Source organism: Deltaproteobacteria bacterium (assembly GCA_020845895.1).
Taxonomy (GTDB): Bacteria; Lernaellota; Lernaellaia; order JACKCT01; family JACKCT01; genus JADLEX01.
On record JADLEX010000009.1, the window covers coordinates 1 to 21,713 of the forward strand.

At 63.7% G+C, this 21,713-nt stretch carries 12 protein-coding genes and 2 tRNA genes; 7 read left to right on the forward strand and 7 right to left on the reverse strand.

The annotated features are described in order from the left end of the window. Positions 1–128 precede the first annotated feature (128 nt). The 5 genes from IT350_00835 (at position 129) to IT350_00855 (ending at position 6,351) form a co-directional block, all read left to right on the forward strand. The gene (locus IT350_00835) at positions 129–2,156 is read left to right on the forward strand and encodes a hypothetical protein (protein ID MCC6156567.1); all 2,028 of its coding nucleotides are present in this window, start codon (positions 129–131) and stop codon (positions 2,154–2,156) included. Positions 2,157–3,099: 943 nt separating this feature from the next. Further along, the gene (locus IT350_00840; GenBank protein ID MCC6156568.1) at positions 3,100–3,702 is read left to right on the forward strand and encodes a hypothetical protein; all 603 of its coding nucleotides are present in this window, start codon (positions 3,100–3,102) and stop codon (positions 3,700–3,702) included. Positions 3,703–4,133: 431 nt separating this feature from the next. Then, positions 4,134–4,538 carry a helix-turn-helix domain-containing protein gene (locus tag IT350_00845; protein ID MCC6156569.1) on the forward strand — a complete coding sequence of 135 codons (405 nt, stop codon included), beginning with the start codon at positions 4,134–4,136 and terminating at the stop codon, positions 4,536–4,538. Positions 4,539–4,557: 19 nt separating this feature from the next. Next, positions 4,558–5,832, forward strand: a complete 1,275-nt coding sequence (locus tag IT350_00850) for a site-specific integrase (GenBank protein MCC6156570.1) — start codon at positions 4,558–4,560, stop codon at positions 5,830–5,832. Between the two features lie 207 nt (positions 5,833–6,039). Further along, entirely contained in the window at positions 6,040–6,351 is a 312-nt protein-coding gene (locus IT350_00855; protein ID MCC6156571.1) for a hypothetical protein, read from the forward strand. A 485-nt stretch (positions 6,352–6,836) separates the two neighbouring features. Here the strand turns inward: IT350_00855 and IT350_00860 are convergent. Both IT350_00860 and IT350_00865 read right to left on the reverse strand, forming a co-directional pair. Then, positions 6,837–6,910, reverse strand: a tRNA-Met gene (locus IT350_00860). Between the two features lie 196 nt (positions 6,911–7,106). Beyond that, positions 7,107–8,027 (reverse strand): FHA domain-containing protein, encoded by a 921-nt coding sequence (locus IT350_00865; GenBank protein MCC6156572.1) that lies wholly within the window; start codon positions 8,025–8,027, stop codon positions 7,107–7,109. Between the two features lie 198 nt (positions 8,028–8,225). On the opposite strand from IT350_00865, the gene IT350_00870 reads away from it, so the two are divergent. Further along, the gene (locus IT350_00870; GenBank protein MCC6156573.1) at positions 8,226–10,973 is read left to right on the forward strand and encodes a PAS domain S-box protein; all 2,748 of its coding nucleotides are present in this window, start codon (positions 8,226–8,228) and stop codon (positions 10,971–10,973) included. A 102-nt stretch (positions 10,974–11,075) separates the two neighbouring features. Here the strand turns inward: IT350_00870 and IT350_00875 are convergent, their stop codons facing one another. From IT350_00875 to IT350_00895, 5 genes are all read right to left on the reverse strand, one after another. Then, complete coding sequence (locus tag IT350_00875) at positions 11,076–12,950, reverse strand: hypothetical protein (GenBank protein MCC6156574.1); 1,875 nt, start codon at positions 12,948–12,950, stop codon at positions 11,076–11,078. A 157-nt stretch (positions 12,951–13,107) separates the two neighbouring features. Next, positions 13,108–16,068: an outer membrane protein assembly factor BamA gene (gene bamA, locus IT350_00880; GenBank protein MCC6156575.1), complete on the reverse strand. Its 2,961-nt coding sequence runs from the start codon at positions 16,066–16,068 to the stop codon at positions 13,108–13,110. Positions 16,069–16,075: 7 nt separating this feature from the next. Further along, the gene (locus IT350_00885; protein MCC6156576.1) at positions 16,076–20,395 is read right to left on the reverse strand and encodes a translocation/assembly module TamB domain-containing protein; all 4,320 of its coding nucleotides are present in this window, start codon (positions 20,393–20,395) and stop codon (positions 16,076–16,078) included. A gap of 94 nt (positions 20,396–20,489) precedes the next feature. After that, positions 20,490–20,705: a DNA gyrase inhibitor YacG gene (gene yacG / locus IT350_00890; GenBank protein MCC6156577.1), complete on the reverse strand. Its 216-nt coding sequence runs from the start codon at positions 20,703–20,705 to the stop codon at positions 20,490–20,492. Between the two features lie 138 nt (positions 20,706–20,843). Next, a tRNA-Gly gene (locus IT350_00895) sits at positions 20,844–20,916 on the reverse strand. 219 nt (positions 20,917–21,135) lie between these two features. On the opposite strand from IT350_00895, the gene IT350_00900 reads away from it, so the two are divergent. After that, a partial coding sequence (locus IT350_00900) for a methyltransferase domain-containing protein (GenBank protein MCC6156578.1) occupies positions 21,136–21,713 on the forward strand: 578 nt, incomplete at its 3' end.

A 21,713-nucleotide genomic window follows, 5' to 3' on the forward strand; every position in this document is an offset into this window, starting at 1 on the left:
GTATTCATAAAAACGGCGAGCTAGGGTCTGTCCGAAGATGGCCAAGTAGCAGGCCCATCACCATACTGAAGAGACCCGCTCGCGTCCGGGCTGCACAAAACGCGCGGCGGAGTCCCCTGCGGGGGACCTTGGCGGTTCTCTCCTTTCAAAAGGAGAGGACTGCCATGTCCGGCAACCAAGACGACCTTTTTCCCCACAACGAAACGACCAGCGAGCGCGACGACGTTGACCATTTGCGCGTCCACGTCGGCGCTCCCCAGCAACCACCCGAAGCCGCGTCCGGAGGTCACGGCGCGGGCCGCCCACCGTTCCCGAATGACAACATCCTTTCGGTGGCGAAGGATCTCGTGCTGCACGTCGAGAAGACGACGACGCTGGCGAAGGTGCGCCTCGGCGTCGTCTTCTTCGACCTGTTATATGGTTGGGACATTGACGAGCTTCGGTCGCAGGATCCCGACAAGGACGTGAGCCTCAACCGCCTGGGCGAAGACCCCGAGGTCGCCGCGTCGGGGTTCACGGCCTCCACCATCAAGGCGGCCATCAGGGCCGGCGTGCTCCACGCTCATCTCTGCCGCATCAACTCGACGCTCTACTCCCCCGACGCGCCGCCGCTGCGGTCGATCACCGCCATGTCCCTGATCGTCAGCGGCAGGCCGCAGTCGGAGTGGGAAGAGTGGGTCGAGAAGGTCCGGCGCGGAGGCGGCAGGGAACTCCCGGTCGACTCGCTGAAGAAGCTTCTCGGAAAGGCCAGGTCCTCGCGCGGGGCCACGACGACGGTCGCGTCGCATCCGAGCGCCGCGTGCGATCCTGGCGGATGGACCACCCACCGCCTGACGATCGACGGCCACGACGTCTTCGTCGCCGTCCATCCGCTGCACAAGCCCGTTGTGCTGGCCAACTGCCCCGCTGGGGACGGCCTCGACTACCTTCACGCAAACGGCATCAAGGCCGGCCACGCTCAGGGCGATCCGATCTACGCGGGCGAATACAACGCGAGGATGTTCGGAACGACGGCGGCGGCCGTCTGGGACAACCTCCAGCGGGACATCGCCAAGGCGGTCCGAGTGCTCGACGACGGCCGTATGATCAGCGTCTTCCAGGAAAAGAACACAGACCACGCGGTTCGCGCCTACTTCGCCTCAATGAACGGTATGAGCGCGCCCCAGGTCGTGTACCTAGAGAACAACATGACCCGAAAGTCGGTGTCGTCCAACTCGGTGCCGGGCCACTTCTCGAGCTTCCTCCGCGGCGACGACACCTTGGTCTACGCCGCCAAGAACGGACCCCTGCGCATCCCCGCACTGGACTCCGCCTGGGTGAAGGCCAACCTTCCAAACCTCAATGTCAAGATCGGCGGCAAGGGCATGATGCGCAGCGTCGTGCGCGTGAACTTGAGCCGAATGAGGACTTTCCCCTACGACCATCCTTGCCCGAAGAACCCGCAGGTAGTCGCGTTGGACTTCTTGGTCGGCAACCCCGGCGACCTGCCCTACGTCGAGTTCTACGCGGGCATGGCGAGCGGCGCGGTCGTGGCCATCCAGTGGGGCTTCGCGTACATCGGCTTCGAATCCGACGCCGAAACCTTCCACGCCGCCTGCCAGCGCATCGAGCACCTCGTTGCCGAGTTGAACGGCGTTCCGAGCCCTTACCCGGGTTGGTCGGACCTGCTGAGGGGGCGGCCGGAAACCGAGGCGACCGGGATGCCGACGGCGCGGCGGTTGCTCGGCGAACGCGTCGATGAACTTCGCTCGCCCGTCGCCTGCGGACCCATCGAGGTTATCGACGGCGCGCTGACGATCGAGGAATGGGAGGACATGACGCCCGGCGGGGTGGCGGCCGTCGCGGCCGAGTTCCGCGCCTTCATGCGGCGTCACCCGCACTACATCAGCGACCGGCTCATACCGCTGCTGGCCCTGCAGGACGACGACATGACGGCGACCGACCGCGACCTCGACCCCTGGCACCCGCTCAGGGCCACACATGACGACTTCGTGCTCTACATGATGGGCGAGGCGGACGAGCGTCACCTTGACGGGGCGCTCGCCGCGGCCGGCACGACCTTTGTGGATCACCTCCGCTGGTTCCTGGCTTCCGCGGAGGACTTGTACACCGAGAGGTCCTTGGCCGCCGCTGGCGCCGAAGACGCGCTGCCGTGAGTGCGCGGCGCGCGATGATGATCATGACGGGCAAGCGGATCACGTCACCCTTGCGTCGCTACTTGGAGAACGTTCTCCAAGTTGCGACGCTCCGCTTTCTCGTCGGCGGTAGAGGAAGATGATGGCCTCGAGGATCCCGGATGATCTCACCCAACGGGTCATCGACGACGTATGCCGGGCACTACCGCCGGGGGCGATGTACAAATGTCGGAGGCAGAAGATCTGGTTGGTCGAACACTTGCTGGGGCTTCTCGTAGACGCGGGTGGCCGATGGGTGCCGCTTAGGCTCAACCCGCGACCAGGTGGCCTGTTCGCCCCGGGCGGCCCGATCGGGCGCCGGGCGGCGATGCCGATCATCAGCGCGTTCTGCGACGTCGGATGGGGCGTCCTGACAAGGGGTCGTCAACTCAGGGATCTGTCGGGCACGCCATTCGAGACCACGCCGTCGCGGCTGAGACCGGGGCGGAAGTTGCTGCAGGCCCTTCTGACCGCCGCGCCCGACTCTTCGCCGATCGTCGAGGAGCGGCGCCCGCACGTCGTGGAGATGCCGGACGGATCCCTCGTCGAGGTCGCCTGTCCCGATGTCGACTCGTGGATCGCTATGTTAGCGGATGGCCCGCCGCCCTCTCCTCATGCTGACGTTGGCGACGAAGACGCTAGGGGAACGGCATGCATGGATGTCCTTGACCCATCTGTTGACTGCGACCCACCTACTACCTCGGGCGGGCGCGCGGGCGCTCCATTTACTGATAGCTTTGGGTTCAACCAGGGGTCAACTCGTTCCGACTCGTTCGATGTCGTGGGCGCGCCGAGGGCCACGTTGGACGGGCGACCGTACGTCCCAAGCCCCCGAAGAAAATTCATCGCCTCAACCATGACGTCAGGCTCGGAGGATTGGGTCGGCGGGCGGCTGTACGCGCACGGGTCGCCGAACTACCAAGACATGAAGAAGGTGGAGCGCCTCCGGCGGTTGAAACTCGACGGGGAGGAGGTAGCCGAGGTCGACTACTCCTGCCTTCACGTCAGCATGCTCTACGCGCGACGCGGGGTCGGCTACGTTGACGACGCCTACCGCGTCTACCCGGAAGGAGATCCCCGAAACGCCATCGTCAGGAAGTCGGCCAAGCGCGCCCTCCTCGCCGCCCTCAACTGCGACGGCGGCCTGCCCGGTGCGGCGTCGGTGGTCCGGAAAAAGATGATGGCAAAAGGTGGTCGGAAGACGGTCCGCCGGTTCGAGGCGGTGATCGGCGAGAGCGTCTACGAGATGGTCGTTCGCCTCGCGTCTTTACACCCGACGATCAGAGACGTTTTGGGCACCGGCATATGGGGAACGTGCCAACGATGGGACTCCGACCTGATGGTGCGGGTCCTAGTCGAGTGCGTGAGGACCGACATGGCGGTCCTCCCGATCCACGACAGTTTACTCTGCCCAGCGTCGCGGGCCGACGAGGCGATGTCGATCATGCGCCGGTGCTACAGGGACGAGTTCGGCTTCGACATCGAGGTCAAGAAGGTCGAGCCGTCCGAGGTGGAGGAAGAAGAGTGAATAGTCTGTCCCCCTCGGGGGGCGAGACACTTGAAAGTGAGTTGAATCGAGCCGCCGCGTCCATCGACGGCGGAAAAATTCTCCGATAGGTGCCGATCGGATTTTCCGGCTGAGTATATAGGGATGAGAGGACGTGAACCGCGATGAGCGACGACCTTTGGATCATCACGCGGCCGCCGTCGACGATGGTGACGACGCTGCGGCTAAACGAACGCCCGTCGAGTGTCTTGTTGTTGATGGACAGCGGCTCGCGCGTCGATGCCGATCGCCCCTCGCTTTCGCTCCGGAACAGAGCGATGGAACGCGACGAGGACAGGGAATCGACGGATCCGCGCCCGCTAGTCGTCGAGGCTCGACCTTGCCCTGCGAACCCCTCGCGGGCGTTCATCGCGAGGGAGTTCGGACCCGAGTTCGTGGAGCCGATTATGAGAATGCTCGAGAACGTTGGTCCAGATACGAAACGGCGTCGCGAAAACGCCGCGCGTCCGCGCCCGATCGACCCCGAGTTTCTCACCGTCGACGAGCTCGCCGAGGTGCTCAGATCGTCTGAGATCACGATCAGGCGCTTGATCCGAAACGACGCGATACCCCGCGCGTTCGTAGGGGGAAAATGGCTGTTTCCGCGGGCTCTGATCCGCGACGTTTGGGTTCAGGACCCCGTGCTGGCCATGCGGCTCTGGCGCGACGAGCCCGCGCGGCACGTCGCGGGGCGCGGCGGGCGGGCCGAGGTGCCGACGCCACGGGCGAAAACCCCGAGCTCGGGAGACGCCGTCGCGGTCGAGTTCCCGGCGACAGCGGCCGTCCTGGCGCGCATGAACGCGCGGTCGGGTCGGTGAGAAAGGAGGATTGCCAGCGGTGGTGAGGCTCGAGCAAAACGGGCGTGTGCGCGTCCAGTTCAAATACGTCGACCCCCGCTGTCGCGGGGAGCGGCGCACGTTCAACCGGTTGTTCGACGTCTCACTCGCGGAAGCCCGCGCGATCGAGCCGGAGCTGCGACGCGCCGCGCGGGAGGGAAAACTCGACCGCCTGCTGGGCGTGGCGGTCTCGGCGCCGACGAGCGCGCGTGCGTTCTCAACCGTCGCGCGCCAGTACGTCGCTGTCCATGCCGCGGCGTCGGGGAAAATCGGCGGCGGGTTCAAACGGGACGCCGAGGTCGTCGTCGAGAACCACCTGATCCCGTTTTTCGCTGACCGGCCGATCAATGCGATTACCAAGTTCGACCTGGAGCGGTTCCGGGCCGCGAAGCGGGCTGAGGTCAGCCCCCGCGGCAAACCGTACTCGCTCAAAACAATATACAATCTTGAGACCGTTTTACGGGGTGTCCTGCGGTGGGCTTGGGAGTGTGGACATACTCGAATCGACGCGGGGCTGCTGCTGCCCGCGATCCCCAAAAAACGTCGCGAGAACCCGGAGTTCAAGAACTTCTACACGCCCGGCGAGATGGCCCTGGCGCTCGACGCCGTCGCCGCGCACGAGGCCCGCGTGCGTCGCAAGGAGGAGCCCCGCCGGTTCGATCTCGAATGGCACTTGGTCCTTTGGTTCATGTTCGAGAGCGGCGTGAGGATCGGCGAGCTCTCCGCGCTCACGAGGTTCGACGTGAACACTCGCGCTCGTACCGTACGGGTGAATAAGAACATATATCTCGCCGTCGTCCAAACCACGAAGGGCGGCGACGACCGACAGCTGCCGCTCAGCCCGGATATCTGCACCGCGATGGACGATCACGTCCGCTCACTGGATCCCGACAACCCGATACTTTTTCCCAACTCGCGGGGCGGCCATCTGTCATCCAACTCGCTCGACAAAGTGCTCGCCTGGATCGCCGACACGGTCGTCGTCGACGAGGGGCCGCCGGTCAGAAAACTGCACCGCATCACGCCGCACGGGTTCCGGCACTCGTGTGGGACCGCGCTCGCCGCCGCGGACGTCGGGGCTGAGAAAATACGGCTGCATCTGGGGCACAACGACCTGCAGATGGTCCAACGTTACGTCCATCTGGCAACCAAGCCCGACCACGAGATCAACAGGCGGCTCGTCGATCTACTGCGGCGGGCGCGGCAAGGGACGGAGGAGCCCGGGGACGTCGTGGTCGACATGCAAAAAGTGTCGGCTACACGACCTCATCCATAGGAGACGGAATAGATGTGGAACAAAAAAACGAACTCAACGCTGTCTAGAATTCACCGCTGCCAACGTCGTCGATACGCGTGCACTTTCGCCCGTTACGGGTGGCACTGGGGTCACTGGGGTACGCCGGAGCGCGATCTGGGGATGACTGACGTTGTCGATCTAGCCACCGGCGAGGTCGTCGCCCCCTGGCTGAGGATGGCGAATTGCATGCAGTTCACGCGCCTCGGCGAACTCCGTCCCGGCGATCAGATCGAGTTCGACGCGCGCGCCCACGCATATCGGAGTGACAAGGACAAGGACCGTGGGCGAGTAACAGGAATTGGCTTGGGCCACCCGACGAAAGTCGTTGTCGTCGCGCGCGGCGAGCCTGATGCCGCTACGGTCGAGTCCGCAAAAAATACGGAAGAGGACGAGCACGATGTACTCTTCGATGCCGTACAAAGGCGCAAGGATAAGCGATGGCGAGACTGGGACGATGGACCGGACGATCCGGACGAATACAATTTTGTGAACGACTAGGCCCGGGCGCAAACTCGCGTCAAGGGACCGGCGTGACCGTCGCCGCGCCGATGATAATGATCGATACGCCTCTCGGCGGCATTCCCAGCGCGTCGTCGGGCAGCATGGTCGCGTCGGTAAATTTCCCTTCGATCAGCTACTTTGTATTTTTCTTCGGCTTCAGCGGTCGGGTAGCCTCGACGAGGACGATTTGGCCTTGAACCAGGACAATCCTTCGTCTAGTGGCGTCACGCCGACCTTCTCCAACGCGCCCGACCACCTGGCAGACTTGCCCTCCATGTGGTCGACGAGGTAGGTCCGTTTTTCTTCCGGATCCCGATACGATGCCTTGGGCCTAGCAAAATAGGGCTGGGAAAACTGGCCGTCGAACGAGCCGCGACGGCCTGTCCTCCGCCGTCCTCTGACGGGCCGGAATTCAGAGGACACGAGTCGAATCCGCTAAAAGCGAAGCCCCCGAAACCATCGTGATTTCGGGGGCTTGGAAGTAGCGGGGGCAGGATTTGAACCTACGACCTTCGGGTTATGAGCCCGACGAGCTACCGGACTGCTCCACCCCGCGTCAGCGGGCCGCAAACTAGGGCAACGGTTTTGCGATGTCAAGTCCGGGCGGGGCGCTCGTGCGAAGCAGGGAAGATCTCCGGAATAACCGCGAATCGATTTCACGCGAGGGAAATCGGCCTCGACACAATCCGAGCGCGCCATTCACTCGAACGTCGTTTGCGAGATCAGACCCGTGGCGGCAGGGTCGCGCGTCCTCACCCGCGCAGAACCCACCATGCGACCGCGCACAGGAGCGCCGCGCCGACGGCGACGATCGCCCAGACCCAAGGGCGAGGGCTGCCGTGATCGCCCGTCTCGTCGTCGCCCTCGCCCGCATTCAGCGAGGCCACGCCCCGGCGCGACCCGCGAAAATCCTGATACTTCAGGCGCGTGTTGCCGAGGACGAGCACGTCCTTGTGGCGCAGCGTCGCGCCCGTGACGAGCCGGTTGTTGAGGATGCTGCCGTTGGTGGAGCCCAGATCCGTGAAGCGCGCATGCTTCGCGTCCACCTCGATCTTCGCGTGTCGCGAGGACATCTTCTCGTCGTCCACGCGGATGTTGTTGCCCTTGTCGCGGCCGATCTGGTACGCCCCCGGCGGCAGCAGGAATTTCGCGCCGCGATTCGCGCCGTAGATGACCTCGAGCGACGGGAACTGCGCGAGCGAGAGCTTCTTGCCGTAGATGTCGGCGATCATGCTGGTCGGCGAGCTCACGACGGTGCGGTCGCCGAGGTGCGCTTCGCCGGGCTCGTCGCCTTCAGCGGGGTGGCGCAGAAAGGCTTGATCCATCTCGCGAAGCTGGTCGAGCGTCCGAAACGCGGTCATGTCGGCCGACTTCGCGTCGCCTTCCTGCAGGGCGACGTGGAACATGTTGCTGCCGATGATGATCTCGTCGCCTGTGCGAACGACCGTCATTCCCTCGATGCGCTGGTTGTTCACATAGGTGCCGTTTCGCGAGCCCATGTCCTTGATCTCGAGCTTGTCCTCCACCACGTAGATCTTGGCGTGCTGGCGCGAGACGTTGGCGTCGGGCAGCGCGATGTCGCAGCCCGGATCGCGGCCGATGCTCGTGCGGACTTTGGCGAGCGGCAGGACGACCTTGCGCCCGAGATCGTCGGTCGAAACGAGTGCGTACATGCACATCCCCGAATGGTGGAGAACGACGCATTTCAACCTGACGATCCGCGGAGTGTCAATCGGAGAAAATTCTCGACAGCTACGTCCTGAAAATGGTAACAATTGCGCATCGAACGACCGGTGAAAATTTTTCGCCCGCACCGGTCCCCGTCGCGTGGCGAACCCGAAAACACGGCGCGTGATCCGGAGAACACGATCATGTCCGAAGGCAAGAAAATCCGCCCGCGATTGCGAACCTCGCCAATAGCGAAATCCGCGGAGACGGACGACCCGGCTCCCTCCGGATCGGACTGGCTTCGGGGCGCGTTCTTCGATGCGTCCTCGAATATCGTCTGGGCGAAAGACCTCGATGGACGTTTTCTCATCGTCAATCGGCGGACGGTCGAGGTCCTCGGTTTGCCCGAGGATCGGATCATCGGACGGACGGTGCACGATCTCTTCGGACCGAAACTCGCCGACGACTACTCGGCCAACGACCGCGAAGCAGTCGAGGCCGGCCATCCGGTGCCATTCGAAGAGCGCGCCATGTTTCCCGACGGCGAACACACTTTCTGGTCGCTCAAGTTTCCGATTCGCGATCCCGAGGGCGGCATCGCCGCGGTGGGCGCCATCTGCACCGACATCACGGCGCAGATCCAGCATCGACGCGCCCTCATGGACAGCGAGGCGAAGTTCCGCTCCTACATCCGGCACGCACCCGTCGGCGTGCTCGTCGCGGACTCCAAAGGCCGCCATGTCGAGGCGAACCGCGCGGCGGAGACGATACTCGGGTTCGGACCGGGAGAAATTCTCGATGTGTCCGTGGCCGAAATTCCCGTCCTTGAGGATCGGGACAAGGGCCGCCGACATTTTCAGCGCGTTCAGGCAGAGGGATATGCCGAGGAGGTGATCCGTCTGCGCCGGAAATCGGGAGGCACGGTCTGGGCGCGCCTTCGCGCGGTGAAAATCGATCAGGACCGGTTTCTCGCGACCATCGAGGATCTGACGGCGCGGCTCGAAACCGAGCGGGCGCTGCGCGAGATCGAGGAGACGTTCCGACTCATCACCGAGAACATGACCGACATGGTCTGGATCACGGATTTGGATTTCCGCGTCGTCTTCGCGAGCCCATCCGTGATGAAACTTCGCGGATTCACCATGGAAGAACTGCGTGCGATGCCACTCGAACGGCAGGTCACGCCGGAGTCACTCGGGCACCTCGCCGAGACGATCGCCCGCGAAGTCACACCCGAGCGGCTCGCCGACCCTTTCGCCAGCATCCTGCAGACCATGGATCTCGAGTTCGTCTGCAAGGATCGGTCGACCATTTGGGTCGAGGCCAGGACATCGTTGCTCCGCAATCCGGATGGAACTCCACGCGGATTTTTGGGCCTCGGGCGCGACATCACCGAACGCCGGCGTCTCGAAGCGAAAATCCGGCATCAGGAGATCCTGTTGCGCGAGGCGGTCGAAATCGCCCATCTCGGCGCGTGGGAGTTCGACCCCGTCACGCGGGATGGGTCCTGGACCGACGAGACCGCGCGCATTCACGATCTCGAACCGGGAACGGACATCAGTGCGTCCTTCGGCATGAGCTTCTACGAAGGAGAGTCGAAAGAAAAAATCGAAGCCGCCGTGAACGCGGCGATCGAACGCGGAACGCCCTACGACCTCGAACTGGAAATGGTCACGGCGAAGGGCGCGCGCAAATGGGTGCGTACGATCTGTCACCCGGTCGTGGAGAACGGCAAGGTCCTGCGCGTGCGCGGTTCGTTTCAGGACATCAGCGAGCGAAAACGTGCCGAGGCGGAAAACGCGAAGTTGCAGGGGCAACTCGCCCAGGCCGCCAAGATGGAAGCCATCGGGCAGCTCGCGGGCGGTGTCGCGCACGACTTCAACAACCTGCTCACCGCGATCCGCGGCTTCGCGGATCTTATTCACGACGCCCTTCACCCCGGCGACCCGCTCCGGGCCGACGTTTCGGAGATCCAGAACGCGGCGGATTCCGCGGCGAAGCTGACCCAACAGCTTCTGGCGTTTTCGCGCCGTCAGATCATCGCGCCGCGCGTGCTGGACCTGAACGAGGTCATCGCGAGCGCCGAGAAGATGATTCGACGGCTCATCGGCGAGGATATCGACCTGCTCTTCACCCCTTCGCGGAGCCTCGGCACGGTTCTGGTCGATCCCGGCCAGATCGAGCAGATTCTGGTGAATCTGTCGGTCAACGCGCGCGATGCAATGCCGCACGGAGGCAAACTCACGTTCGAAGTCACGAACGTCGCATTGGACGAGTCGCATTGCCAGGTCTGCGACGAGATCATTCGCGGAAACCATGTCCTGCTCGCGGTCAGCGACACGGGCATCGGCATGGATGAACAAACGCGGATGCGGATCTTCGAGCCGTTTTTCACGACGAAGGAAAAAGGGCGAGGCACCGGGCTGGGACTCGCCACGGTTTTGGGAATCGTCCACCAGAATCGCGGGCACATCAACGTCTATTCCGAGCCGGAACGGGGAACGACTTTCAAGGTCTACCTGCCGCGGGTTCACGAGCAGCCCGTGGAAGTTCCGCTTTCGACGGATCCCGGGCCGACCGAAGGAGGTGAGACGATTCTGCTGGTCGAGGATCTCGATCTCGTCCGCCGACTCGCGAAGCGGACGCTGGAAGAGCGTGGCTACACGGTGCTCGAAGCCGGCCACGGCGGCGAGGCGCTCATTGTCGCGGAACATCACGCCGGAACGATCGACCTGCTCGTCGCCGACGTGGTGATGCCGCAGCTCGGCGGTCGGCAACTCTACGAACGCCTCCGCGTCAGCCGGCCCGACATGCACGTGCTCTACATGTCGGGATACACCGAAAACGCGATCGCCCACCACGGAATTCTCGAACCTGGCACGAACTTCATCGGCAAGCCGTTCCAGCCCAAGGACTTCGCGCGCAAGGTGCGCGAGGTGCTCGACGCGTGACGTGCGTGTTGTGCGTGTTGTGGCCCGGCGGGCGCACCCAAAGAAAAACCCCGGCGCGGGCCGGGGTTTTTCGTTCGTGTTGTCAGAGCGCGACTGGCACGATCACCACTTCACGCCGAGCGCGGCGAGTTCCGCCGGCGCATCGAGACCGTTGAGCTTCGACGACAGCGCGTGCTGGTTGTAGTCGATGCGCAGGTCGTTGGCGATCAGCGATCCGCGGATGCCGCCCAGCGCCTTCTCCGGATACGGCAGGAAGTAGCTGTTGTCGGGCGTGAACTGATTCTGCGCGTAGAAGTGAATCGACTGCAGCAGCGCCACGCCGTATTTCTTCTGCGCCTCGACATCGCCGAGCGCCTTGGCGGTCAGGTAGTTCTCGGCCAGCGATTCGGACCGCGCCGAGGTCGGCGTGGTGCGCGGCGGGCGCGAGTTGTCCGCGCCGCCCAGGTAGTCGGGGTAGAACCCCTTGGGGTGGCCGGGCTGGAACTGGTGCTTGATGACCGCGTCGGCGTGCGAGTACGCGACCTTCTTGTACTCTTCCTTCAGCGCGGGGTCGGTCTCGATCCGCGCCATGCGCGCGAACGCCTGGCCCACCCAGCAGTAATCGCCGACCGAATTGTGGCCGGCTTTTTCCCACAGCTCCTTCTGGCCGGGCGCAAGGTCCTTGGCCGCGTCGAGCCACTTCTTGTCCTGCGTGCGTTCATAGAGACGCACCAGCGCGAGCATCGCCTCGCCCGGATAGTATCGCGCCTGCTCCTTGGGCGCCTTCTTGTTCAGCGCCTGATCGAAGGTCGTATAGAACAAGCCCTTCTGGGGCATTCGGTAGTAGAGGATCGAGCTGCCGATCTTGTCGCGGAATTCCTTGTCCTGCGGGGTCATCACGTCCTCGGGAATCACGGCGTACGCGAGCGCGACCAGAGCGTTCGTCCCGAGCACCGACTGCGTCTTTTCCATGACAAGCGTGATGTCCGGCGCTTCCTTGGGATTCTGCGTGGAGGCGAGAAGGAAGTTCAGGCCGCGGCGACCGGCATCGGCGTACTTCTTGTCCTTCAGGTGGTTGTAGGCCTCGAAGAGGCCATAGACCGAACCGGCGTGGCGGACGATGCCGTAGTTCTTCGCGATCTCGTCCTCGTTCGGCCAGTAGATGTACCAGAACTTGCCCTTCTCATCGTTGACGCGCGCGAGGTAGTCGGCGTTCAGGATCGCCGAGGCCTTGAGCGATTCGGTGGAGATCGGCGGGAGCATGTTCTTGCCGCGATACAATTCGAGCGGCTCGCCGATCTGCGCGGCCTTGTCGATGAAGGTCTTGGTCGTGAAGGCGTGCAGTTCGGCGGTCTTCCAGGCCTCGCGGTCGTTGGCGGTTTTCTGGGCGAGGTCGCGCAGTTGCCGCTTGACGAGCTTCCAGCCCATGTAGCGGGTCTCGCCCTTCATCGCCCACCCTTTGTAAAGGGCGTATTCGGGGACCTGCGCGCCGGTTTTTCCGTCCTTGACCATCGCGAAGCCGAAGACCGCGTTCTCGGTCTGGTCGTCGATCTTCTTGAGAGCGGACTTTTCCTTGCCCGCGCCGTCGAACTCGAGCTTTTTCATCGAGTCGATCACGCCGACTTTGATGCGCACCTTGCCGAGATCCGCCTTGAAATCCACGAATTTCGGATCGGTCGCGACCTTCTTGACCGCCGACGCGAAAGCCTTGGCATAGTCACTGCCGAGTTCGACCGCGATGATCGGCTGCTTGGGCGGCAGGAACACTTCGACCGTGGCGCCCGCGCCGCCGATGGCTGACCAATCGGCGGACAGCGTCGCCGCGCCGCCGGCTTCGAGCCCTTTGCGCGCGGAATCGAGCAGGGCTTTTTGCTGCTCGACCGTGAGCTGGATATCGCCGCTGTAGGGCTGGATGGACTGGACGCCGCTTTGACAGGCGGCCCCGAGAATCGACATCGCCGCGAGGGCGAAGACGAGAATCGCGAAACGTTTCCGCATGACTCCTCCATTTCCGTGATGACATCGGACAACCGGGGCGCCGCTCGGGTTCGGCGCGACGCGCCGCATCCCTCGCCACCCACGGTGATACAAGGTGTCTCTTTTACATGCCGAAATTCGTGAATGCAATCCGCACCGAACCGGCTTCTCGGGGCGATCAGAAGGCGTTGCCGACGGTGATGTAGAACTCGCCGATGGACTCGTCGGGCTCCCGGTTCAGTTTGAATCCGTAGTCCGCGGAGATGGGACCGACGGGGGTAATGTAGCGGACGCCGAGGCCTGCCGTGGTGCGCAGCTTGTCGAGGTAGAACTCCTTGAACTCGCTCGTCACGTTGCCCGTATCCCAGAATGTCAGAATGCCGACGTTGGTGTCGCCGATCGGCACACGCGCCTCGACGTTGGAGTAGCCGAAGAAATACCCCCCGATGGGCGTGTTCGTGCCTTCCGCCATGGGGCTGATCTGATCCTGGCCGAAGCCGCGAACGGTCGTCGAGCCACCCAGATAGAACCGGCGGTTGATCGGCACCGTGTCCGTCTCGCGCAATTCCTGCAGGTGGCCCGACTTGACGTTGAACGCGAGAACGGGACCGTTCTTCGCCTTCCACAGGCGAAAGACCGGGTAGTAGTACGAAAGCTGGCCGACGGCCTTGAGGTAGTTGATCTGCGAGAGCAGCGGCGGAGAGCCCCACTCGAGCATGACCATATAGACCTTGCCGTCGGTGGGGTTGAACGGATTGTCCCGGCTGTCGCGCGTGAGTTGCGGCGTCAGCGTGGCGATCTGCACCTCGCCGGCCTCCTGGTCCTCCACATCCGGGCTGATGTTGAACAGGAAGTCGCGGATGTAGGCGTACGACAGTTTGCCCGACCAGTACTTGGAGAGCGTGCGCACCGTCTCGTTTCGGCGCGTCGATTTCTGATTGTAGAAAAACTTGGGGAAGTCGACGAAAAGGCCCGTCGTGACCGACAGCTCGCGCAGGTCATAGCCGATCTGGTGGCGCTGATCGTCCTTCACGACCACGTCGCCATCTATCGGCACGCGCGCCACCCACGGCCACACGAAGTTGAGCGCCGTGGTGCGTTGGTCGAATCGGAACGACTCGTCGCGGAAATAGACGTCGTTGCGGATCGAGAGCTTGCGGCCGTGCCCCGCGAGGTTGCGGTGGCCGATCTCGAACGCACCCTGATAGCCCGAATAGGTGTTGTAGCCGAGTCCGCTCTCGATATAGCCGGAGTTGCGTTCCTCGACCGTGACGAGCAGGTCCACGGTCTTTTCGTCGATCTCCTCGTCCACGGGGCGGACATCGACCGACGAAAAGAACCCGAGCTTCATGACCTGCTGCTGCGACGCGAAGACGTCCTCATAATTGAACGGGTCGCCCTTGGTGACGAACAGCTCGCGCAGGATGACGTGCTTTTTCGTCAGCTTGTTCCCGTGCACGTAGACGTCGCCGTAGAAATACTGATCGCCCTCGGTGAAGTCGAAACGGACGTCCACCAGCGTGCCGTCCTCGGAAACCTTGATCGTCTCCTTGATGCGCGCCTTGATGTAGCCGCGCGTCAGGTATTTCGCGATCATCTTGGTGCGCGTTTCCTCGACCTTGAACGGATTGTAGGGGTTGCCCTGCACCAGCCCGGCTTCCTCGAGCGGCCCCTTGAGCCGGTCGCGCTTGAGCACCTTGTTGCCGACCAGTTCCACGTTGTTGATCTTGGCCTGCGGGCCCTCGGAGACGACGATCGTCAGGTGGATCTCGCCCGTCCCCTCGTCGATCTCAGCACTCCTGTGCGTGATTTTCGCCGAGATGAATCCGTTTTCGTTGTAGTGGTTGATGACGTTCCGAAGGCTCTTGTCGAAGTCCTCGGCGACGAAATACGAGCCCGCGTCGAGTTTGTCTTCGAGGGCCTCGTCGTCGTAGCTCGCATTGTTCTTGAAGTCGATGTCCTCGACCGCGTACTTGCGCCCCTTGGCGAGCGTGAATTGCAGCCGCTTGACCCGCTGCCCCGTCTCCTCGTCCGTGAGTTCCTCGAACGCGCCCTGGGCCTGCGCATCGAGGTAGCCGCGCGCCTGGAAATACTGCTCGATTTTTTCCTCATAGGGTTTCACGATCCACTGCGTGAATCGACGGTTGTTCTCGACATCGAGGTGGTCGTTGATCCTCCACTTCTTTTGCGCGCACGTGTAGCACTCGTCGTCGTAGGCGATGTCCACGCGCGGTCCGACATCGAGACGCAGCGTGAAAAACATCCGCGACTTCACATCCTCGATGCGGACCGTCTGCGGGTCGTCGAGTTCGATGTCGCCGACGCGCGCCTCGAAGTACTTCTGCTTTTTCAGCCACACCTTGAGCCGGTCGAGACCGTCGTCCACGCGCTCCCGGCTGTACGGCATGCCTGATTTCCACTTCAGTTTGCGCAGGATCTTCTCGCGGCTGTAGGGTCCCAAGTCGCCGAGGATGGCGATTTCCTGAACGTCGTACTGCTGTCGCTCGTTGATCTCGATGCGCAGGTCGACCTTGTTGTCTTCCTTGAGCTTTGTCTTCTCGTAACGGATCTGGGCCTGCGCCTTGAGGTGACCGATGTCGCGGTACGCGTCCTTGATCTTCTGTTCCCAAACGGGAAGGTCCTCGAGCCGGAAGTCGTCGCCCATCTGAATGCCGAGCGTGTCCTCGACGATGTCGGCGTAATTGAGGTCGCGCATGCCGCGAACCTCGATGTCGCGGAGCTGATAGCGCGGATAGATTTTGACGGTGACGTTGAGCCCCTCGCCCGAACGTTTCGCCTTCACCACCGCGTTGTCCACATAACCGAGCAGATAGAATCGCCGCAGCGACGAACGCACCCGCCAGCGCGTGAGTGGCCGGTCCTTCTTGATCTTGCTGACGCGTTTGATCTCGGCGTCGGACATCCATTTGGGAATCTGGTACTCGATGGCAAGGACCTTGAGGCCCCACATGTCCTCGCCGACGAGCTCGTCCACGCCGCCGCCCTCGCCGGCCTCGGGTTCGACGTCGGTCATCAGCACGTCGCCCTCGGGTCCGGCGGGCACGGGCTCCTGCGCGCGGACCGGTCCAGCCGCGGCGAGCAGCAGAAGCATCAGGAAAATGTGAACGCGACGATTCATCGAGTTCCTACTGGAAATCCACTTTGAGTTTCAAACCCGTCCCGAACGCGCCGGACGGCGGAGCGTCCTCGTAGCCCGCCATGTTGCTCCACGAGCCGAGGCCCGCGACGTAACGATAGAAGTCGTATTCAATTTCCGCTCCCAGCGTCTGGTCCACCAGGCCGCGGTACATCTTGAGGTTCAGATCCTTCTCCAGTTCGCTGCCCACCTGCAACCGGCTCGTGCCGCTGCTCGAGTCGATGCCGACCTCGAAGCCCGACTGCCCCGTGAGCTTGCTGAGCTGGTTGCCGACGAGCGACTGCGCCGCCAGCGCCGCCGCCTCGTCGCCCGACATGCCCGAACCCTGCGCCTGGAAGTCGTCGTAACTCGCGCCCGTGGCGAGCAGGAAGAAGATGTCGCGCTCACCCTTGGGCGGATCGGACGAGAGCGTCATTTTGTAGCGGATCGGATTGCCCGCGACGTTGACGAAGATCTTCGTGCCCTTCACCTCGGTCTTCGCGTTCACGTCGAAGCTCGGGAAGATGCGCTGCTCGTCGTAAAACTGGATCGTGACATTCGACAGGTCGTAGGTGTTTTGCAGCACCATCGCCCATCCCTTCACCACGTCCACCGAACCCTTCATGCCGGGCTGCGCGTTCGAGCCGACGAGCACGAGGTCGAAGCGTGTTTCGATCTCCGCGAGATTCGACATGAAGCCCACGTCGCCGTCGGCGCGAAGGGCGATGTTGAAAAAGATGCTGTCCTCTTTTTTCTCGTAGGTCTCGCGCCCGCTCGATTCCTTCTGACGGCCGAATTCCGATAGCTGCTTGAACAGGTACGGCACGTCGATGGGATACGTGACGACCGCCTTGTCCACCACGACCTCGCCCGAGACTTCCATTTTGCCCCGGTTCGCACCCCGGTCGATGGTCTGCACCGCCAGGTCGATCTTACGCACGGCGAGTTCGACGTACGGGTCCATGCCCGTCTTGATGCTGTCGGCCTTGATGAACACGCGCATCCGCGTGATGTCGTCCTGGAGCTTGGGATCCGCGAGCGCGATATCGCCGCCGCCGCGCAGGCTGCCGCCGCCGATCCGCGCGTCGAGCCGGTCGATCTCCACGCGGTTGTTTGCGTACGCAATGCGGACGTTCACATGGTCGACCGGCGTGGGCACCCCGCGCATCGCGAACGACGCGTTGTCGACCGTGACGAGCGCCTTGGCCTGCGTCGCGTCGAAATTGTCGGGCAGCGACGCCTGCACCACGAGCTGGCCCTTCGCCTCGGCGAGCGCGTCGGCGAACTCCTGCGCCACGCTCATGTCGGCGCGCAAATCGACGTTGATGAGCCCGCCGCCCTGGTTCACGTCGAGATGCAGTCCCTTGCCGCCGATCTGGAAGTTCTCGATGGCGAGCTGCTTGTTCTGGTACGTCACGAGCAACGGCTGCGCCACGCCGGCGTCGTTCTGATTGCGGATGATGAGACGGTTCTTGCGGAAGTAGAGTTCGTCGAGATTGGTCGCGATGCGGATCGCATCGGGCGCGGCGAGCGTGCCGTCCAGGTCGATGACGCCGTTGATCCGCCCCTCGACGATGCTCGCCTTCTCCTCTTCGTCGTCCTTCTTCTTCTTTTTCTCCAGCGTGTCTTCCCTCGACTTCAGCGCGCCGAGGAAATTCGTGTAGTCGAACTTGTCGAACTTCACCTGACCTTTGACGTTCTTCGCTCCATCGAGCTGCGCGACGATGTCGATCTTGATGTCGCCCAGCGGGCGGGCCGGGTCCGCGCTCACCGGCGGCGGTACGGGCGTGGTGAAATCCTCGGGGTGATCGAGCACGTCCTCCGCCGACGACACCGTCGTATCGGTCGGAGCCAGTTCGGGCGATGCTCCGGGCGCAACCGGCGTTTCGCTCTTGTCCGACTTGCTGTTGTATCGACGCACCGCCCACTCGCCTTCGCGCGTCGTCTCCGCGGCGGAGAGCTTCACGTTCTCGCGACCGGCGAGCAGCGATCCCTTCACCGTCGCCGTCATGTTCTTCAAATCGACGTCGATGACGCTGTCGCCGAGCGCCATGTTGTCGAAGCGCGCATTGAGGATACCCAGGTGCACCTTCGCTTCGGGATCTTTCACGGAGCCCGACGCCGCGACCTTCAGGTCGATGTCCGCGACGAGCGGCACCTCCTGCTTGCGCAAAATGTCCGACGAGCGTTCGTTCAAACCCGCGCTCGCAAGATCTAGCTGGAGCTTGCCCGTCGCAGGATCGAATCCGCCTTTGGCCTGGATGCGGATCTCGTTCCATTGATCCTGCGGCAGCCGGTTGGCCGCGTCGGCGCGCGACGCGTCGTCGGGCCGGGGCGGCGCGAGCTTGACGATCGACAGATCCTTCAGGTTCACCGCGCCGCCCTCGAGGCTCGCGACCAGCGCGATGGACTTGACGTTTTCGCCGTACGCCTTGAGTTCGGTGATCGTCAGGTTCGTGTCGCCGGTCAACTTGTTCGCGGGACCGCTGATCTTGGCCGTCAGACCGATTTTGCCCGCGACATCGAGCTGCGACTGCCCCGCGATGGCGAGCAGATCGCCGATCTCGGCGGACGGAATCTTCACGTCGGCCACAATCGTCGGCGACGACCCGGCGAGGTTCACATCGGCGGTCGCCTCGATCACGGCGGCTTTGTTGCGAATCACGAGATTCTTGACAGCGAGCTTCTTGCCCTCCATGGCCACCTTGCCGTTCACCGAGTCCACGCCGAAGGTGTCGTAACGCACGTTCTTGATGTCGAGGCCCACGTCGAGGTTCGGGTTCGACGCCGATCCTGCCACCTTGCCCTGCACATGCACCGATCCCGCGATCGGCTTGCCCATGATCGGCGAAAATTCCGACAGATCCTTGGCGTCGACGAGGAACGACAGCGCGAGGCCGACCTCGGGCAGCGCGACCTTGCCGTCGGCCGCGATGCGCGTCTTCGCCGTCGTCACCTCGGCATGGTCGAGACGCACCCCCTTGGGTGTGTACCCCGCGTCCACCTGCACGCCGACCTTGGGGATGCGCACGAGGTCCTGATACGCGACGTTGGCGATGGCGAGGCTCACGCTGTTTTCGAGCGACATCTCCGCGCCTTCGCCGCCGAGTTGGCCGTGCGTGTTCACGTCGCCGGTCAGCGTCGCGGCAACGCCCGTGCCCTTGATGCCGAAGTCTTCCATCGCGCGGCCGACGTTCAGGTTCGTGAGCGACACGTTCGCGTCGAGCGGCATCGCGCCCTTGAGCCCCAGATCCGCGCCGACCTTGATCTCGCCGCCCGCCGCGCGCAGGAACAGTTCCTTCACCGTCGCCTTGTCCTGATCGACGGCGAACAGCAGCTTCATGTCGTTGAGCGCGAGTTCGTTCACGCGGCCGTCGGGCAGGCGGATTTCGCCGCTCGCCGAGTAGTTGGGCAGCGGCGCTTCGGCGTGAATCGACAGCCCCAGCGCGCCGTCGAGCTTCGGCTCCGGCGTGACGAGCGTGTTCACCTTGCGTAGCTGCACGTTGCCGTCGAGGTCGGCGACGATCTTCATCGTCGTCATCACGTCGGTCGCGACGGCCTTGGCGTTCAGTTCCACATCGGGCACGCGGATTTCGAGCTTCGTGACCTCGCCGCCCCATTTTTTCAGCGAAAAATCGGCGTCCAGATCGAGGCGCTCCAGCGTGTCGGCCATCGTCCCCGCGCGCCACGAGCCCTGCGCGATGCGCAGCTCGGCGTGCGTGTCGCCGGTGTTGAAATCGGCGCGGGCGTCGAGGCCGATCGAGTCGATCGCGACCTCGGTCTCGAGCCCGGGCGCGGCGGGGTCCGTGTCCATGTCCATCGCGAAGCGCGTGTTGCGAATCTCGATGCTCTTCACCGTGATCGGCAGCTTCAGGTCGGGCGGGCCGGTGGACGGCTCCTCGGGTTCCTCGGGCGACGGCGGAATCGGCAGATTCGCGAGGCCGTTTTCGTCGAAGTACAGGTAGTTGCTCACGCCGTCGATCAGCACGCGATCGACGACCACCTGCCCCTTGAGCAGCGGCCAAAAACTCGTGTCGATTTCGAGCTTGCCGAGCTCGGCGAACTTGCGGCGGAACTCGCCCTTGGCCGGCGTGAAGTGTACGCCCTCGATCCGCACCGTGACGGGAAACAGCGAGAGCGAGAGCTTTTCCACGTGGATGTCCGCGCCGAGCGATTCCTCGACGCCGGGCAGCACCTTGCCGAGCACGAATCCCGTGAACGTGGTGGATTGCAGCAGGAAGTTGATCGACAACAGGAGCACGACCACGAAGCCGACGATGCCGCCGATCGCGTAGAGCAGGATTTTCGCGATGATCTTCGCGATCTTCATCGACCCGTCGTTTCGTGCGTAGTTTCCCTCACCTCTATCCCCTCTCCCTCCCAACGGGAGAGGGGTCGCGAGCGACCCGAGCCGGGGTGAGGGCTCATCGCTCGTCCTTCGGCGAGGCCGGCGGCCCGGACTCGGAAAACTCGTCGTCGTCCATCCAGTCCGGCTGATCGGCCACGCGGTACGACCCCGACGCCCACGCGCCCAGATCGATCAGCCGGCAGCGCTCCGAACAGAACGGCCCGAGCGGCTCGTCCTCGAAACGCGTCGGCCGCTCGCAGACCGGGCAACGCAGATTTTTTGACGTCGTCATTCAGGCGTCCTTCGGCATTCGTGACGGACGGCGCACCCCTGCGAAAAAGGCCCCACGCACGGTGGAGCCTTCGGGTCGCCGACGGCGCGGCGTCTCCCCAACAGGTCATCGACATCGGCGACCGTCGTCACGAACAACAGCGGGCGACGGGCCTCGAACCCGCGACCCCGAGCTTGGGAAGCTCGTGCTCTACCAACTGAGCTACACCCGCGTAAAACGTCCGGTTTTCGCCTGCAAAATCGCGCCGCGCGAACGGGTTCGAAACGTCGTTTCGCACGCCGGGGCGATGATAGAAACGCCCCGCCGGGGTGTCAAGGAAGATGGGGCCCTCACCCCCGGCCCCTCTCCCGTCAGACGGGAGAGGGGTGGCGAGCGAAGCGAGACGGGGTGAGGGCTTCTCCCCCCTCCCCCCATCGCCTACCATGCTCCCATGTCCAACCATGCGTCCATGTCCACCGAGCCCGAACGCACCGTCGCCGAGCGCTGGGAGGCCGTCACGAACTCGCCCGAGTCCGTGTACAAAAGCGTCGTCGTGCCCGCGCAAAAGATCCGGCATTTCGCCGAATCCGCGTACGTCCGCCCGATCGTCGAGGCCACCGAGCCCGGCGCGCTGTGCCTGGAAACGGGGTGCGGGTCGGGGTCGCTGTCGCTCGCGGTCGCGTCCACGGGGCGGCGCGTCGTGACGATCGACATCGCGCAGGGCGTGCTCGACAACCTCGCCGCCAACCGCGCGCGGCTTGCCGCCGAGTTTCCGGGCATGGGCGACATCACGCCGGTGCGCGGAGACATCGAGCACATGCCGTTTGACGACGGCGCGTTCGACGCGGTTTTCAGCGAGGGCGTGATCGAGCACTGGACGGACAAACCGGCGCGGCTCGCGGTCATGCGCGAAATGGTCCGCGTGCTCAAACCCGGCGGGCGTCTGGTGCTGTTCGTTCCCAACGGCCGGCATCCGCTGCACGGCTGGTGGCAGCTCACGCGCTACCCCGGCTACGCCAGCGAAAACGA